Source organism: Bacillus sp. F9_6S_D1_P_5 (genome assembly GCF_054823925.1).
Genome location: NZ_JBTREW010000041.1, coordinates 1 through 17717, shown reverse-complemented (window position 1 = coordinate 17717; position 17717 = coordinate 1). Strand labels below are relative to the sequence as shown.

Below are 17717 nucleotides of genomic sequence, written 5' to 3'. Positions count from 1 at the left end.
AATAAAAATTGACGTTTCACGTTGTTTGTTTCGTTCAGTTTTCAAAGAACTACTTAGTCGCTCATTTGCGACTTCCTTATGTTAACATCTTCGTTAGTTAATGTCAACTAAGTTTTTCATTTCGTTTGCCGCGTTCTGCGTTATTGCATCGGCGACTTGTTCTATATTACACCTCTAATCTACAATCGTCAACATGTTTTTCTAAAAAAATATAAAAAGGCTTATTCCTTTTAAAATAAGCCTTTTTATCATATATCATTCTATTCGTTTATTATTTTTCTATAATTGGTAACGAGACGATAAATTGAATAATACCATCCTCATATTCTGCTCGAATACTACCACCTTGCAATTCAACAATACTTTTCGCAATCGCTAATCCAAGTCCCGACCCTTCTGTTACTCTACTTCTAGATTGATCTTTCTTATAGAAGCGTTCAAACAAGCTCCCTAACTCTTCTCTCGTAAAATCTTCACTATGATTCGCAATTACAATTTGTATATCCCGGCGCTGCCTTTGAAGAGAAACTTTTATCTCTCCATCATCTTTACTATACTTAATAGCGTTCATTAATAAATTATCAAATACACGGACCATCTTTTCCGAATCAACCGCTGCATAGGCACGTTCCTCAGGAAACTTCTTAACAAACGTAAGTCCATGCTCTTCCGCCTGCGGTACTAACTCTTCTATTAATTGCTCGAGTAACTCATTTATACAAACCTCTTGTTTTTCTAATATAACTTGCTCATTTGTTAACTTCGTATACTCAAATAAATCTTCTATTAAATTCTTTAACTGCTCCGACTTCGCAAAAGCAATTCTCGTATACTCATCATGTTGTTCTTTATTTTCATATTTAGAATCTCGAAGCAATCGCAAGTAACCCATAATAGAAGTAAGTGGTGTACGTAAATCGTGAGATACATTCGTAATAAGCTCGTTCTTTTGCTTCTCTAATTTACGTTCTTTTTCTATATTATTCATAAGCTCTTCTGCCATATTATTAATATTCTCAGTTAAAGACGCAATCTCGTCTTCACCTTTTTTCTCAATACGATACGCTAAGTTACCTTTTTCTATTTCCCTTACACCTTCTGCCATCGCTTCAATTTGCTTCATCTTTCTCTTTGTTATATAGAAGAAAGAGAAAATGAATACGAGTACACCAATTAAAAATGGGAATGGTCCTTCTACTTTATAATATACTACTTCCCCTTGAGGAATTCCGCTCACAAACATATACAAGTTTTTATCTTCAATTGTAATAGGTGAGAAAGTAATAAACTCTTTTCTAGATCTTTCAATATCAGTATTATTCGAATAATTGATAGCAAACGAAGTTGCATTACGAATTGTATTATGCAAATTAATTTGTTCTTCTTGCGCCTGCTTCGTTTTATACAAAACCTTACCATTTTCATCGGTAACTAATATTTTAAAAGCATCCTGCCCCTGCTCTAAATGCTCATTTTCTAGCTCTATCATACTTTGTACGGCATCTAATTTATTTGCATCAACCATCATTTCCGCAGTACTTTGCGCTTTACGATTAATTTGTTCCATACCATCTCTATAATTAATCTCAGCATGTCGGCTAGCATCTTCAAAAACAGGCGCCACTATCTTCGTTGATACAAAGAGACCTAATAACGCACAAGCCGTAAACGCAGTAATAAGTTGAATCCGTATACTCCGTTTCACGCTCTTCATTATCTTCCTAATTAATTCTCGAATTTTCCTAACATAAGTAAATGGATTAAATATCTTTTTCAATCTTATACCCCACTCCCCATACTGTTTTTATATATCTAGGTTTCCTTGGATTCTCCTCAATCTTTTCACGTACTTTTCGAATATGCACCATTACAGTGTTATCAGACTGGAAGGATCGTTCATTCCAAACCTTTTCATAAATTTGCTCTGCGCTAAAGACCATTCCCGGATTACGGGCTAGTAATTCTAGAATTGAAAATTCCCTTGGGGTCAGTTTCACTTCTTCTCCATCCACAATAACTTTGTGGGTTGAGATGTTTATTTTCATCTCTCCAATTTCTAACTCGTCCTCATTTTGAATAGCAAAACCATTCATTTTCATATAACGACGTAACTGAGATTTAATTCTTGCGATTAACTCTAACGGGTTAAACGGTTTCGTTACATAGTCATCTGCACCTGTTGTTAACCCTAAAATTTTGTCCATATCTTGCGTTTTCGCAGAAAGCATAATAATCGGCATTTCTTTCGATTCTCTTACTTTCATACACATATGAATACCGTCTACTTTCGGCATCATAATATCTAATACGACTAAATGTACTTCATTTTCTTCTAGTAAACGTAATCCTTCTTCTCCGTCCCCCGCTTGCAATACTTTATATCCTTCATTCTTTAAATAGATTGTAATTAGATTTCGAATTTCTTTTTCATCATCTACGACAAGTATTGTTTCATTTGCCACAATATCTCCCCCATCACTTTTTTAATCCCTAACTTCTATTATAGGAAAACTTCTGAAGAAAAACGCTCAGAAATCCTTAAGATTTTCTGAAGACGCAAAAAAGGTCTAGACTCCCCTTAAGTCTAGACCTTTCAAAAACCCCTTTTATTTACGAACGTAGATGAAATATAGTACGAATAAAACTCCCATAACATACATAATTGGATGAATCTCTTTACGACGTCCACTTACTACCATTGTAATTGGATAGAAGATAAACCCGATCGCAATCCCTGTCGCAATACTATACGTAAGCGGCATTGAAATGATTGTAAAGAATGCCGGTACTGCAATCTCGAATTTCTGCCAATCAATTTCGCCTAAAGATGAAACCATTAAGATTCCTACAATAATTAAAGCTGGTGCTGTTACAGCTGGTGTTACAACACTTAATAATGGCGAGAAGAATAGTGCCAATAAGAAGAACCCTGCTGTTACAACTGCTGTAAATCCAGAACGTCCACCCGCTGCTACCCCTGCAGAAGATTCAATGTAAGACGTCGTTGTTGATGTACCTAAAATCGCACCGATTACAGTTGCAATCGCATCTGCAAATAACGCTTTTCCTGCACGTGGTAATTTATTGTTCTTCATTAATCCCGCTTGATTCGCAACCGCTACAAGTGTACCTGCTGTATCAAAGAAATCGATAAAGAAGAACGTTATAATAACAATCGCCATTTCAACAGTGAAAATATCTCCAAAGTGAGTTAACGCCACACCGAACGTTGGTTCTAGACTCGGTATTGCTCCCACTACAGCTTTCGGAGTATCAATTAATCCTGTCGCTACTCCTAAGATCGCTGTAAGAATCATACCGTAGAAAACTGCACCATTTATTTTCTTAATCATGAAGATGATTGTCGTAACAACCCCGAAGATTGCTAGTAACGTTGTGCCCTTTGTTAAATCCCCCAACCCAACAAGAACAGCATCATTTTTCACGATAACTCCAGCATTTTGGAATCCAAGGAAAGCAATGAATAATCCGATACCTGCCGCTACTGCAAACTTTAACTCTGATGGAATTGCATTAATGATTTTTTCACGAATACCTGAAGCCGTAAGAATAATAAAGATAATACCTGACATTAACGTTCCAGCAATCGCTGTTTGCCATGGGATACCCATCGTTAACACTGCTGTATAAGCAAAGAACGCGTTAATCCCCATACCTGGCGCCAAAGCAATCGGATACTTCGCGAAAATACCCATAATTAACGAACCAATCGCTGCCGCTAATGCTGTAGCAACGAATACTGCACCTGGATCCATTCCTGTACCTGCCGGTAACCCTTTAACATTTCCAAGTGACAACGTAGCAGGATTGACAAATAGTACATAAGCCATAGATAAAAATGTCGTTAAACCCGCTATGAACTCTGTTTTATAATTCGTGCCGAGTTCATCAAACTGAAAATAGCGCTTCATCTTACGTTTCCCCCGTTATATGATTACTCGCCGTAATCTCCTAGCCCTCTTTTATCTATTAAAAATAAAAAAGGCTTCCATTGCATATACATGGAAGCGTTCTATGAATAAAGATAAGATTCCCCTCACCTTTATAAAAACGCCTCGTAGTCAAGCCATTTACGGTAGCTAGGTAGAAACTTTCGGGCCATATCCCCGATATTATACGACGGCATAATATTCACTTTTCGTTTGAATTACATACTCATATTAACTCGCATAGGTGCTTTTGTCAATTAAAAACGAACATTTTAACAAAATTTTATATTTTTGTTCGTATTAAGGGTAAAACTACAAAAGATCCATCTATGCATGTGCAATAGATGGATCTTTTGTATAATACTATTCCCACTCAATCGTTGCTGGTGGCTTACTCGTTACATCATACACGATACGGTTAACGTGCTTTACTTCGTTTACGATACGTACAGAGATTTTCTCTAATACATCCCAAGGGATACGTGCCCAGTCAGCTGTCATACCGTCGATAGATGTTACTGCGCGGATACCTACTGTGTAATCGTAAGTACGCTCGTCACCCATAACACCTACGCTACGCATACCAGGAAGCGCAGTGAAGTATTGCCAGATTTCACGGTCTAAGCCCGCTTTAATAATTTCTTCGCGTAAAATCGCATCAGATTCACGAACGATTTCTAATTTCTCTTCTGTGATTTCACCTAATACACGAATACCAAGACCAGGACCTGGGAATGGTTGACGCCATACGATTTCATCAGGAATTCCTAGTTCTGATCCTAATACACGTACTTCATCTTTAAATAAAGTGTTTAAAGGCTCAATTAATTTGAACTGCATGTCTTCTGGAAGTCCACCAACGTTATGGTGAGATTTAATTGTTTGTGCAGTTGCAGTACCACTCTCAACGATATCTGTATAAAGTGTACCTTGTGCTAGGAAGTCCATACCTTGTAATTTAGAAGCTTCATCATCAAATACGTAAATGAATTCGTTACCGATGATTTTACGTTTTTGCTCTGGATCTTCTACACCTTTTAACTTGTTCATGAAGCGCTCTTTTGCATCCACTTTAATAACGTTCATATGGAAGCCTTCGCTGAATGTTTTCATAACACCTTCCGCTTCACCTTTACGAAGTAAACCGTGGTCAACGAAAATACATGTTAATTGGTCGCCGATTGCTTTATGAATTAACACTGCTACAACAGAAGAGTCTACACCGCCGCTAAGTGCGCATAGTACTTTTTTGTCTCCAACAGTTTCACGGATTTTCTCTAATTCTACTTCGATAAAGTTCTCCATGTTCCATCCTTCAGAACAACCACATGCGCCGAATACGAAGTTTTTAATTAAATCGTTACCGTGCTCAGAGTGACGTACTTCTGGGTGGAATTGTACACCGTATAAGTTTTGCTCTTCATTGCTCATACCAGCAATTGGACAAGACTCACTTGTTGCATCTACTACGAATCCTTCAGGTAAACCAGTTACTAAGTCGCCATGACTCATCCATACAACTTGCTCTTCTGGAAGGTTCGCATATAATTTTGATTCGTTCTCTACTTTAAGAACAGCTTTTCCGTACTCACGGTGGTTTGCACGTTCTACTTTACCACCAAAGTGTTGTGTCATAAGCTGCATACCGTAACAAATACCGAAGATCGGTAATCCTAGTTCAAAGATTTTTTCATCACAATGTAATGCACCTTCACCGTATACACTATTTGGTCCACCAGAGAAGATAATCCCTTTTGGATTCATTGCTTTAATTTCTTCTGCAGTAATTGTATGTGGATGAAGTTCACTGTATACACCGAACTCACGAATTCGACGTGCTATTAACTGATTGTACTGACTCCCAAAATCTAAAACGATAATTGTATCATGCTGCTTCTTCAAAATAATCACCCCAACGTTAGTTCTCGTATATAAATATTTTCACCAATTTGGCAAAAAGCATTACTAATATAATAAAAAAAGCCAGTCCTCCGCCTCTAGTCTCATAACAAAGAAAAGGCAGGGGTCTGGCTTTATAAAGAAAGATAGTCTTCCGCTCTTTATAAATATAAGACGCACTGCCTTCATAGTCAGGTTGTTTACGGTAACCCGGTAGAGACTCTCAAACCATATCATCGAGGATATATGAAGGATTGTTTTATATTATCTTCCTAGATTCTAACAATGAAGTATCGATATGGTCAAGAGAGAAAGCGACAAAATTCTACAGAAATTCATTTCCTTTTCTAAAAAACATCCATTTCTATATAGAAATGGATGTTTTTTAGAAAAGGAATTACATCATACCGCCCATGCCAGGCATTACTGGTTCAATTGGTTCTGTTTTGTCAGCTACTACAGCTAAAGTCGTATCATCAGTTTCTTCCTATTTTTTTACCTATCCGTATAAAAATTTCATCAACCTGTTCTAGCTCTTACGCTGACATAAATACAACTCAAACAAAAGAGTTAATAGACACTATAAAAGCCTATGCAAGTTATACATAAGCTTTTTGTTTTCATGATTAGCTATTTTTCAAGTCCTAATCCTTAAAGCAATGATTAATAAGATTAAATATAATAATCAGGGTTTTCATCCATTTTAATTAAAAATCCTTCTAAAGAATCCGCTATTTTCTCATCTTCAGAGTAAATAGGACATTGACCTAATTCATTTTCCTCTTTAAATTTAATTGTTAAAAAGTTAAGTGCTGTTGCTTCGAAAAATACTAATGATTCATCATCATCTACATCATCTAGGTTTGGATTATATTCGTAAATATCCTGTCTTAAGCGAAAATCCGCAACTGAAATCGGGTCCATAAACCTGTTGAAAAACATTCTTTTATCAGACTTTAAAAAACCACAACCTATTTCTTGATAAAAACGTTGCAGTTCTTTTGGGAGTTCCATTTGTAATAAGCTTTCTGCTTCATCTATCTCTTCTTGATATATAGGATAAAAAATAGGTTTTTGTTTAGAACGTACACTCCTGTCTGCTACAACATATTTTTTCAAAAAGTTAAACATAGCGTTAATACCTCCGTTATTCACTTTTTCTTAAAAATCTCTTTTGAAATACCTTCCTTGCCATGAATCCCACCTTGATGTTCAGTAGGAAATTTAGCTGGGTGTATATTCCACCACTCATGTTCTCCACCGTGTGCATTTTCAATAAAATGATGTGCATCATACGGGTCATCTACATGCCTTAGCGGTATTCCTCTTCTAGAAAGGATTTCTTCTTCATAAGTAGGCCATTTTTAATTAGTCTCCAGTTCCCACTCTTCTCTTAAATCACCTTTTAATCTACCAAATTCTCTTCTTCTTTTTACAACTTCTTCTTTGCTTAATCGTTCATAACTATTATTTTCTATGTGTTCTTGTAGTAATTCCCTCTGCTTTTCAGGGATTTTCCTATTTGTAATTTCTTCTACTTGGCTAATGTATTCTTGGAATCTAGGTGTATTTAAATTACCAGGGTCAGCAAACATAAATGTATTTCGTGCTTCTTCTAAAGAATTAAAAGAAGTTTTTGGAACATCTCTAAAATCACCAGCATAAGCAAAGGGATCTCTCATTTTTAATTTATTTGAAAAATGAGAGATACTCTGTTCTGCTTTTATCCCTAATGTAGTTACTTTTCCTACTCTGCTTATTCCTTTATCCCCAATCCATCCCAATCCAAGTCCCATAAAAATACTTGTGCCCCATTTTGTACGACTTTCCGCATCACCATGCCAAAAATCATTCATAAATGAATCTGAAACAGTATTCCAAGCAGTAGAAACTGTCTCTATAGGGTGACCTATAGCATACTTAATATTTTCCTTTGTTACTGTATCGTCTAATGAATTAAATCCTTCTACAATCTCCCCAATAACTTGCCCAGAGCCAACGTATATACCATCCCAAATTTTTCTCAGCATAGATTTTTCAGAGGGTTTGTCGCCCATTGCTCCTGCTTCTATTTTTTTCATTAGATAAACTTCCATCAACTAAATTACCATCATAAAGTTCATCAGCATTACGAAACTTTTCAGCAGCATGCATTAGTTCTTCTGCAATCTTATCAAATTCCCTAAATACATTAAACATTTGAGGTTTTGTATCTTGGAATGACGTAAATAGCTTTTCACATAAAGATTTTTAATTTCTTCAACATTCAAAATGTCATTATCGTGAAATTAATCAATAAAACCACCTAAGAGAACCTTATAATTTTGAATATTTACCTCCGTTGTATTTCGAAACTTACAGTCTTCCAGAAATTCTTGGTATGCAAACTTTAATAACACAAAAAAGACTACCTCCTCTCATCAAGGAAGTAGCCTTCTTCTAATTAACTATTTATACATTGAACAGCTTCACAGAGTGATGCTTATTACATCATTCCGCCCATACCGCCCATGCCCATGCCGCCCATGTCAGGCATTGCTGGTGCATTTGGTTCTGGTTTGTCAGCTACTACAGCTTCAGTCGTTAAGAACATAGCTGCAACAGATGCTGCGTTTTGAAGTGCAGAGCGAGTTACTTTAGCTGGATCTACGATACCAGTTTCAAGCATGTTAACCCACTCGCCAGTTGCTGCGTTGAAACCAACGCCTACTTTTTCGCCTTTTAGACGCTCTACAACTACAGATCCTTCTAGACCAGCGTTGATTGCGATTTGACGAACTGGCTCTTCTAGTGCACGAAGTACGATGTTGATACCTGTTGCTTCGTCGCCTTCAGCTACGATAGAAGCTACTTTTGTGTATACGTTCATAAGTGAAGTACCACCACCTGCAACGATACCTTCTTCTACTGCTGCACGAGTTGAGTTAAGTGCATCTTCAATGCGAAGTTTGCGCTCTTTTAACTCAGTTTCAGTTGCTGCACCTACTTTAATTACTGCTACGCCACCTGCAAGTTTTGCAAGACGCTCTTGTAATTTTTCACGATCGAATTCAGAAGTAGTTTCTTCTAATTGCGCACGGATTTGACCGATGCGAGCTTCGATTTGTTGTGTATTTCCGATACCTTCAACTACAGTTGTGTTTTCTTTCGTTACAACAACTTTACCAGCGCGTCCTAAAGATTCAATTGTAGCAGATTTTAAGTCACGGCCTAATTCTTCAGTGATTACTTCGCCACCAGTTAAGATTGCAATATCTTCTAGCATTGCTTTACGACGGTCACCAAATCCAGGAGCTTTAACAGCTACTACATTGAATGTACCACGAAGTTTGTTCACTACTAATGTAGCTAACGCTTCGCCTTCTACATCTTCAGCAATGATAAGAAGTGGTTTACCTTGTTGTACCACTTGCTCTAATACTGGTAAGATTTCTTGAATGTTAGAAATCTTTTTGTCAGTGATTAAGATGTATGGGTTATCAAGAACTGCTTCCATTTTGTCAGAATCAGTAATCATGTAAGGAGATGCATATCCACGATCAAATTGCATACCTTCTACTACGTCTAATTCTGTTGTGAAACCTTTAGATTCTTCTAAAGTAATAACGCCGTCGTTACCAACGCGCTCCATTGCTTCAGCGATTAATTGACCTACTTCTTCGTCAGCAGCAGAAATAGCAGCTACTTGTGCGATAGAAGATTTACCTTCGATTGGTTTAGAAATCGTTTTTAATTCTTCTACTGCAGCAACTACAGCTTTTTCGATACCTTTACGAAGGCCCATTGGGTTCGCACCAGCTGTTACGTTTTTAAGACCTTCACGAATCATAGCTTGTGCTAATACAGTTGCAGTTGTTGTTCCGTCACCAGCTACATCGTTTGTTTTGCTAGCAACTTCTGCTACTAATTTTGCACCCATGTTTTCGAATGCATCTTCTAATTCGATTTCTTTTGCGATTGTTACACCGTCATTTGTAATAAGTGGTGAACCAAATTTTTTCTCAAGAACAACGTTACGACCTTTTGGTCCAAGCGTTACTTTTACTGCATTTGCAAGAGTGTCGACACCGCGAAGCATCGAACGACGTGCTTCTTCACTAAATTTAATATCTTTTGCCATAATAATTGACCCCCTTGGATTTTTTAAGATTTATATAATTAACCGATAACTGCTAGAATGTCACTTTCACGTAAAATCAAGTAGTCTGTACCTTCATATTTCACTTCAGTACCTGCATATTTTGAGAAGATGATAAGATCACCTGCTGCTACCTCTAAAGCAACACGCTCACCATTTTCAAGCACTCGACCAGTACCTACTGCAACAACTTTACCCTCTTGTGGTTTTTCTTTTGCTGTGTCTGGTAATACAATACCACTTGCTGTTTTTTCTTCCGCTTGAACAAGCTCAATTACAACGCGATCACCTAATGGCTTTAGCATGAACAATAACCTCCTCATTTTGTTATGTAAATTTTATTTATTAGCACTCAGGTCACCCGAGTGCTAACACACTTATAATAATAAATAATCTCAATTTCTTTTGCAAGTAAAAAAATCATAATTTTTTCGCAAATTCAGTTATACACTTTTCTATATAGAGTCTCTCTTCTTCTACCTTTACCATATGAATCGTTGTTTCCACTACTCGTATGTTACAATATGAAAGGACACCCTAAGTTGTTTTCGCTACACACACAACTTTCTCCTGTCTTCTATTATAATTTCAAATAAGGATTTACAAAAAAAACATAATTTAAGTAAGGTTTATATCGTAGGTAGCATATTTACATGTTATCCTACCTTATCTCATACACTAGAGTTAGAAAGGATGGTTAAACCATTTGAAAAAACAATATTGGTGGGTTATCGTTACATACATTTTAATGCAGTTATCATCAATTGCTGGATTACCACTTCTCCTGAAAACTGGACTTTATGATAACAGGGGATTTACTAGGGAAGAGAAATTTCAACTCATAACTGGTCACTGGGCAATCATTAGCTTCTTTATTGCATTATGTATCGTACTTTGGTTACTTAGAACAGATATTCGTGACAGACATTTAGATACAAAGCGTTCTACTGTTCCAGCTACGATTGGTTGGATTTTTATCGGGTTCTTCTTAGCATTTTTCTCGCAAAGTATTGCCGGTATGATAGAAATGCGTTTATTAGGAATTAAACCTGGATCTGAAAATACAGCAAGACTTATGGATATCGCAAGAACGACACCTTGGTTCCTTATTGTTATATCTATAATAGGACCTATTTTGGAAGAAATCGTATTTAGAAAAATTTTATTTGGTACACTTTATAAGAAGTTTAACTTCTTTATTGCTGCTATTATTAGTTCTCTCGTATTCGCAGCAATTCATTTTGATTTCACTCACTTATTGGTATACACTTCTATGGGACTCGTATTCGCCTTTTTATATGTAAAAACGAAGCGTATTATCGTCCCTATCGCAGCTCATGTTGCAATGAATACATTAGTTGCAGTTGCTCAAGTTTTAATGAGCAATGAACAAATTCAAGAAATGATTAAAGAAGCTGAAAAAATGCAAGGCTTTATCGGAGGATTTTTATGAGAAACTCACCATTGTTCATGGCTGCATTGTACTTCCTACTAGGATGTATCTTTACCCGCTTCGCCATTACGAACGTAACAGATACAATCTGGAATATGTGGACAATACTATTTGCAGTTATGGCAACAATTGATTTTAATTTGGCACTTCGCCTTATATTAGTTAAATTCACAAAGAAAAAACAATAATAAAACGCAGAGGTCGCTTCCTCTGCGTTTTATTGTGGATAATTCTTTAAAAAGTAAACAAGTGTTTGTAACTCTACTGCTAAATCAATATGATGAATTCTTATATCGTCTGACACATTTAAGCGTGCTGGTGTGAAATTTAAAATACCATGCACACTCGTTTCAGCTAATCTATCTGCTACAGATTGTGCTACTGTAGCCGGTACTGTTAATATTGCCACTTGTATATCATTTGATAATCTTTCTTCTAATTCATCTAAATGATATACAGGAATGCCCCCGATTTCTGTTCCAACTTTCTCTTCACTAACGTCAAACGCCATTTCAATTTTTGTATTATTGTTTTTCGTGAAATTATAATGTAAGAAAGCGGTCCCTAAATTACCTACTCCAATAAGCGCTACACGTGTTATATCATCTTGGTCGAGTGTTTCACGGAAAAATGATAATAAATAATTTACGTTATATCCATATCCTTTTTTCCCTAACGCCCCAAAGTATGAGAAATCTCTTCGAATAGTTGCGGAATCAACCTTTACCGCTTCACTTAATTCGGCTGATGAAACACGTTGCTTACCAGACAGAGATAAGTTTTGGATAAATCGATAGTATAGAGGCAATCTCTTAGCAGTGGCTTGTGGAATTTTCTGCTGCTCCATATAACCTCTCCTCTCTTCCTATCTTTATTCATATGCTTTAATCAAATACAGAAGTTTAGCACTTATTAAATTCCTTGTATAATAGAAAGAAGAAGTATTCTCTCTGTATTTTAAACTATACACTATTTTTAGTATGATTGAGAAATATAAACATGGCAAAGTTAAGAAATTATTTGAGGTGAAAACATTGATTTTATTACAAGTAAACGCGCTTTCGAAATTATACGGTGCAGAAACGATTCTTGCAAACATAAAATTGGAAGTTCAAACGAAAGATCGCATCGCATTAGTCGGACGAAATGGAGCCGGAAAATCTACGTTATTAAAAATAATAGCTGGTGAGCTATCTCATGATGGTGGCGAAATTATAAAACCGAAAGATGTCTCAATCGGATACTTAGCTCAAAATACCGGTTTAGAAACGTCTTTAACAATTTGGGATGAAATGTTAACCGTCTTTACACACTTGCAGCAAATGGAGACAAAACTTCGAAGGCTAGAGCAAGAGATGGGAAAAGAAGAAAACTTTTCAAACGAGGCTATATATGAAAGGTTATTAACTGATTATGACCAATTGCAATTAGATTATAAAGATCAAGGTGGCTATCAGTACGAAGCAGATATCCGTTCGATTTTAAGCGGTCTTGGCTTCCCAGTCGAAACGCACCAGACGACGATTTCTACATTAAGCGGTGGGCAAAAAACACGATTAGCTCTCGGTAAATTATTATTAACGAAACCAGACTTACTTATTTTGGACGAGCCTACAAACCATTTAGATATCGAAACATTAACATGGCTTGAACAATATTTACAAGGCTATCCTGGCGCAATACTTATTGTTTCCCATGACCGTTATTTCTTAGATAAACTCGTTACACAAGTATATGAAATTTCGAATAAAGAAAGTAGACGATTTGTTGGTAACTACAGTAAATATTTAGATTTAAAATCAGCACTATACGAGCAAGAAATGAAACGTTATGAAAAACAACAAGATGAAATCGCTAAACTTGAGGACTTCGTTCAAAAGAATATAGCTCGTGCATCTACAACAAAACGTGCGCAAAGCCGTCGTAAACAATTAGACCGTATGGAACTATTAACAAGACCATTAGGTGACTCTAAGTCGGCTTCCTTCCATTTCGATATTGAAAAACAAAGTGGAAATGATGTTTTACAAGTAAAGGATGCAACTATCGGCTATGATGAGGATCCAATTATTGAACATGTAACAATGCGCTTAACTCGTGGGGATAGTGTTGCTTTAGTTGGTCCAAATGGAATTGGGAAATCCACATTGTTGAAATCCATTGTGAATAAGTTACCACTATTACATGGTGATGTTTCTTTCGGATCCAATGTATCTGTTGGTTATTATGATCAGGAACAAGCTAACTTAACATCTTCTAAGCGAGTTTTAAATGAATTATGGGATGAATATCCATTGCAGCCCGAAAAAGAAATTCGCACAATACTAGGTAACTTCTTATTCACAGGAGACGATGTACTAAAACCAGTATCTTCTCTTAGTGGTGGACAAAAGGCTCGGTTAGCTCTTGCAAAACTTATGATGCAAAAATCGAATTTATTAATTCTCGATGAGCCTACGAACCATCTTGATTTAAATAGTAAAGAAATCTTGGAGAATGCTTTAATTGATTATCCGGGTACCCTTCTATTCGTCTCACATGACCGCTACTTTATTAATCGTGTAACGACAACTGTTGTTGAGTTATCAACAGAAGGTGCGCAGGAATATTTAGGTGACTACGATTACTACGTTGAAAAGAAAAATGAGATGATTGAACGTGCTGAATTTGAACAACAAGAACAGCAAGAGAATCAAGCACCTGTTCAAAAAACTGTAGCTCCAGAAAAATTAAATTATCTTGAAGAAAAAGAGCGCAAAAAGTTGGAGCGTCAACGTACTCGAAAAATCGAGGAACTAGAACAAAATATTGTACAATTTGAAGAAGAAATTGCTACGTTAGAAGATCAACTTTGCTTACCAGAAATATATGCAGATTATGAAAAGGCTAGTGAAATTACAACGAAAAAGCAAACACTACAAGAACAACTTGATGCTTGTATGGCAGAATGGGAAGAATTGCATTTATAAGAGTATGAATAAGAAGGATGTCTCATCAGTCGGAATTTTTGACGATGGGACATCCTTTTTATCTTCTAGCCGTGGTCAACCTCTATTGCATAAACGATTCGACACGAGATACCGATTTACCGACAAGGTTTGACAATGTTAGCACCCCTTATAATAAGAGCATATTCCAAAATGTTTTTTAGAGATATCTTCTTCGTTTTTATTTCCCGAAAAAGGGTATATTTAAAGGTCAGACTTCGCCTAATTTATCCACAAGTTTATACACATATCCACCTTTATAAAATAAACCTCAAAATAACTTTTCCACATTATCCACAATTAACGAAAAAGTTATCAACATTTTATATACACAATAAAACCCACATTATCAACAGATAATATGGGTTTTATCCACAAGCTGTGGTTAATTTTGTGTATAACTATGCTTCAATATCTAATCCTGGATTTGCATTTAAAGCTAATGTAGCGCGTTTTCCTTGTTCATATGCAATTGTACCTGCCGCTGCAATCATTGCTGCATTATCTGTGCATAAAGATAAAGGAGGAATAATTAGCTCTACATTTTCTTTTTGTGCAAATTCTGCTTCTAAACGCGCACGAAGTCCTTTATTTGCAGCCACTCCACCAGCAAGAAGCACTTGCTTTACGTTATAAGCATCCGCTGCACGAGAAGCTTTCGTTACTAATACGTCAATTACACTCTCTTGGAAACTTGCTGCTAAATCTACCGGTGCAATTTCTATTCCGCGCTGTTTTGCGTTATGCACAGTGTTGATAACTGCTGATTTCAATCCACTGAAACTGAAATCATACGAATCCGGTTCTAGCCATGCACGAGGCAGATCGATTGTCGGTTCTCCTTCATGTGCAAGGCGATCAATATGAGGACCACCTGGATATGGCATAGATAACGTACGAGCTACTTTATCATACGCCTCTCCCGCTGCATCATCTCTTGTTTCACCAATTACTTCAAATGAACCATGTTCTTTCATATAAACAAGCTCTGTATGTCCACCAGATACAACAAGTGATAGCAGTGGGAATTGAACTTCTTTTACTAAACGGTTCGCATAAATATGGCCAGCGATATGATGTACACCAACTAGAGGGATATCATGTGCAAATGCCACTGCTTTCGCTGCGTTTACCCCTATTAGAAGTGCTCCTACTAAACCAGGTCCTTCTGTTACAGCAATTGCATCAATATCATCAAATGTGATATTGGCTTCTTTTAAAGCTTCTTCTAACACAACTGTAATTTCTTCTACATGATGACGAGATGCAATCTCTGGTACAACTCCGCCAAAACGTTTATGACTTTCAATTTGTGATGCAACGACATTCGCAATAATTTCCGTTCCATTTTTAACAACCGCTACTGCTGTTTCATCACAACTTGTTTCTATACCAAGTATAATCGTATTTTTTTCCATTATATATTCACCCACATTACGAGACCATCTTCCTGATTGTCTGCATAGTATCGTTTACGAATTCCACCATTTTGAAATCCGTATTTTCTGTATAACTGTTTTGCTACTTCATTTGATACACGTACTTCCAGTGTCATCGTTTTTACGCCTAGAGTTTTCGCTTCGGAAATAACTTCTTTCAATAAAGCATCTCCTAGCTTTTGACCTCTGTATTCTGGCAAAATAGCTATATTTGTTATATGTGATTCATCAATAATTATCCACAATCCACAATACCCAATTACACGACCATCTTTTTCTAGCACAACATAATGTGCATGTTCATTCATCGTTAACTCACGGTGAAAGGCATCTGCAGTCCAAGGAGTTGAAAAAGATGCTTCTTCAATAGCTACAATTTGAGCGATATCATCGAGTTCCATCTTTCTAAATATCATATCCATCCTCTGCAAACTCCTACTTGTTTTGACTTTCTAACCACTTTGTTTCAGCTTCAGCTAAACGAAGGTAACTAGGAACGAATGAATGTACATCTTGTTCTTCTTTTTGCAATCCTAAGAACGCTAACTCACTTGGTCTTGGGTTATTTTTAGTGAAAGGAGCAAATACAGCTTGATCGCCCAAATGTTCGATAATCGTTTCTTTATGCAATTTAACATCGTTACCAAGAAATAAAACAGGCTTTCCTTTATCTTTTAACATTTGCAACCAGTCTACAATAAGGATAATTCGGTCTTCTTCTATAGAAGTTAACTTCTCTCCTTCATATGTATATAGCCCCGTATAAATTTGTCCGCGTCTTCCATCGAATAAAGGACAGATTAACCCATCAAAATTTGCTCCGTTTGCAGCCACTACTTCTAAACTTGATACACCTACAATTGGTATTTGAAGTGACCAAGCCAATGTTTTGGCAGCTGTCACACCTATGCGAACACCTGTATATGATCCTGGTCCAGCAGCTACAACTATTTTCGTTAATTCTTTCGGTTTTACACCGCATTCTTTTAACAGTTGTTCTACAGCTGGCATAAGACGTACAGAATGGTTTTTTGTTAAGTTTGTAATGATTTCCCCAATTACGTTTCCTTCTTCAATAAGGGATACACCCATTACGTAATTTGAAGTATCAATTGCTAGTACTTTCATCTTGTAATAGCTCCTCACATAATCTAATATAGCGATCTCCAACTGGCTCGAGTACAATGTTTCTTGTATCATCTCCAGCATGGAATAAACTAATTTGTAATTTCTCATTTGGTAAATATGCTTCTATTAAATGAGCCCATTCTACTACCGTAATTCCTTCACCGTAGAAATACTCATCAAACCCTAAGTCCTCTTCACTTTCTGCTAAGCGATACACGTCCATATGATATAGCGGTAATCTTCCTTTATATTCTTTAATAATATTAAAGGTAGGGCTATTTACAACTCTTTTTACTCCAAGACCTTTTGCTAGTCCTTTTGTAAAAGTCGTCTTACCAGCCCCTAGATCTCCTTCTAAAATAATTACATCTTGCGCCTGGGCAAGTTCACCTAGTTTTTCTGATAATCTTTGTGTTTCCTCAGATGATTTTGTTGTTATTTCATATTTACTCACAGACTTCACCTACTTTACTCACAATGTTCTCTGCTCTTTATTATACAGGTTTTGAATATATAAAAAAGTCCTTAGGGGGATTCCTAAGGATAGTTTGACTGTCTTTATTAGTTTTTTGTTAAAACAAATAAAAAAATACGAAACAACATGTTTCGTTCTTTTCTTTATATAAAGTGGCGGTCCCGACCGGGGTCGAACCGGCGATCTCCTGCGTGACAGGCAGGCATGTTAACCACTACACCACGGGACCATTTGGTTGCGGGGACAGG

At 36.5% G+C, this 17717-nt stretch carries 15 protein-coding genes, 1 tRNA gene, 1 pseudogene and 2 riboswitches; of the genes and pseudogenes, 3 read left to right on the top strand and 14 right to left on the bottom strand.

Annotated features, from left to right (window positions below; all coding sequences use genetic code 11):
- Nucleotides 1-271: 271 nt before the first annotated feature.
- The 8 genes and pseudogenes from ACUXEY_RS27560 to groES form a co-directional block, all read right to left on the bottom strand.
- Nucleotides 272-1777: a sensor histidine kinase gene (locus tag ACUXEY_RS27560; RefSeq protein ID WP_461302031.1), complete on the bottom strand. Its 1506-nt coding sequence runs from the start codon at nucleotides 1775-1777 to the stop codon at nucleotides 272-274.
- The gene (locus ACUXEY_RS27555) at nucleotides 1761-2462 is read right to left on the bottom strand and encodes a response regulator transcription factor (RefSeq protein ID WP_099686575.1); all 702 of its coding nucleotides are present in this window, start codon (nucleotides 2460-2462) and stop codon (nucleotides 1761-1763) included. Before ACUXEY_RS27555 ends, ACUXEY_RS27560 begins: the two co-directional genes overlap by 17 nt.
- Before the next feature lie 144 nt (nucleotides 2463-2606).
- A complete protein-coding gene (locus ACUXEY_RS27550) occupies nucleotides 2607-3932 on the bottom strand; it encodes an NCS2 family permease (RefSeq protein ID WP_461302030.1) in 1326 nt (441 codons plus the stop codon).
- A 127-nt stretch (nucleotides 3933-4059) separates the two neighbouring features.
- Nucleotides 4060-4161: riboswitch (purine riboswitch) on the bottom strand.
- Nucleotides 4162-4313: 152 nt separating this feature from the next.
- A complete protein-coding gene (guaA, locus tag ACUXEY_RS27545; protein WP_141523870.1) occupies nucleotides 4314-5852 on the bottom strand; it encodes a glutamine-hydrolyzing GMP synthase in 1539 nt (512 codons plus the stop codon).
- A gap of 165 nt (nucleotides 5853-6017) precedes the next feature.
- Nucleotides 6018-6119, bottom strand: a riboswitch (purine riboswitch).
- Nucleotides 6120-6521: 402 nt separating this feature from the next.
- On the bottom strand, nucleotides 6522-6980 hold the full coding sequence (locus ACUXEY_RS27540; RefSeq protein WP_461302029.1) for an SMI1/KNR4 family protein: 459 nt from the start codon (nucleotides 6978-6980) through the stop codon (nucleotides 6522-6524).
- A 20-nt stretch (nucleotides 6981-7000) separates the two neighbouring features.
- A pseudogene (locus ACUXEY_RS27535) lies at nucleotides 7001-8087 on the bottom strand (WXG100 family type VII secretion target); the annotation flags it as partial.
- 247 nt (nucleotides 8088-8334) lie between these two features.
- Nucleotides 8335-9969, bottom strand: coding sequence for a chaperonin GroEL (gene groL, locus ACUXEY_RS27530; protein WP_144616397.1), 1635 nt, complete (start codon nucleotides 9967-9969; stop codon nucleotides 8335-8337).
- A 38-nt stretch (nucleotides 9970-10007) separates the two neighbouring features.
- Nucleotides 10008-10292 (bottom strand): co-chaperone GroES, encoded by a 285-nt coding sequence (gene groES / locus ACUXEY_RS27525; protein WP_000917311.1) that lies wholly within the window; start codon nucleotides 10290-10292, stop codon nucleotides 10008-10010.
- Between the two features lie 401 nt (nucleotides 10293-10693).
- On the opposite strand from groES, the gene ACUXEY_RS27520 reads away from it, so the two are divergent.
- Both ACUXEY_RS27520 and ACUXEY_RS27515 read left to right on the top strand, forming a co-directional pair.
- The gene (locus ACUXEY_RS27520) at nucleotides 10694-11440 is read left to right on the top strand and encodes a CPBP family intramembrane glutamic endopeptidase (protein WP_144616399.1); all 747 of its coding nucleotides are present in this window, start codon (nucleotides 10694-10696) and stop codon (nucleotides 11438-11440) included.
- A complete protein-coding gene (locus ACUXEY_RS27515; protein WP_001246201.1) occupies nucleotides 11437-11628 on the top strand; it encodes a YdiK family protein in 192 nt (63 codons plus the stop codon). Before ACUXEY_RS27520 ends, ACUXEY_RS27515 begins: the two co-directional genes overlap by 4 nt.
- A 29-nt stretch (nucleotides 11629-11657) precedes the next feature.
- Here the strand turns inward: ACUXEY_RS27515 and ACUXEY_RS27510 are convergent, their stop codons facing one another.
- Nucleotides 11658-12287 carry a redox-sensing transcriptional repressor Rex gene (locus ACUXEY_RS27510; RefSeq protein WP_461302028.1) on the bottom strand — a complete coding sequence of 210 codons (630 nt, stop codon included), beginning with the start codon at nucleotides 12285-12287 and terminating at the stop codon, nucleotides 11658-11660.
- Between the two features lie 187 nt (nucleotides 12288-12474).
- Here ACUXEY_RS27510 and ACUXEY_RS27505 point away from each other — a divergent pair, with 187 nt between their 5' ends.
- Nucleotides 12475-14409 (top strand): ABC-F family ATP-binding cassette domain-containing protein, encoded by a 1935-nt coding sequence (locus ACUXEY_RS27505; RefSeq protein WP_429603276.1) that lies wholly within the window; start codon nucleotides 12475-12477, stop codon nucleotides 14407-14409.
- 419 nt (nucleotides 14410-14828) lie between these two features.
- Here the strand turns inward: ACUXEY_RS27505 and tsaD are convergent, their stop codons facing one another.
- From tsaD to ACUXEY_RS27480, 5 genes are all read right to left on the bottom strand, one after another.
- Complete coding sequence (gene tsaD / locus ACUXEY_RS27500) at nucleotides 14829-15845, bottom strand: tRNA (adenosine(37)-N6)-threonylcarbamoyltransferase complex transferase subunit TsaD (protein WP_461302027.1); 1017 nt, start codon at nucleotides 15843-15845, stop codon at nucleotides 14829-14831.
- On the bottom strand, nucleotides 15845-16288 hold the full coding sequence (gene rimI, locus ACUXEY_RS27495) for a ribosomal protein S18-alanine N-acetyltransferase (protein ID WP_000367197.1): 444 nt from the start codon (nucleotides 16286-16288) through the stop codon (nucleotides 15845-15847). Before rimI ends, tsaD begins: the two co-directional genes overlap by 1 nt.
- 13 nt (nucleotides 16289-16301) lie before the next feature.
- Nucleotides 16302-16994 carry a tRNA (adenosine(37)-N6)-threonylcarbamoyltransferase complex dimerization subunit type 1 TsaB gene (tsaB, locus tag ACUXEY_RS27490; RefSeq protein ID WP_048528495.1) on the bottom strand — a complete coding sequence of 231 codons (693 nt, stop codon included), beginning with the start codon at nucleotides 16992-16994 and terminating at the stop codon, nucleotides 16302-16304.
- Nucleotides 16975-17448, bottom strand: coding sequence for a tRNA (adenosine(37)-N6)-threonylcarbamoyltransferase complex ATPase subunit type 1 TsaE (gene tsaE, locus ACUXEY_RS27485; RefSeq protein WP_166705480.1), 474 nt, complete (start codon nucleotides 17446-17448; stop codon nucleotides 16975-16977). Before tsaE ends, tsaB begins: the two co-directional genes overlap by 20 nt.
- A 174-nt stretch (nucleotides 17449-17622) precedes the next feature.
- Nucleotides 17623-17698 (bottom strand) — tRNA-Asp (locus ACUXEY_RS27480).
- Between the last annotated feature and the right edge of the window lie 19 nt (nucleotides 17699-17717).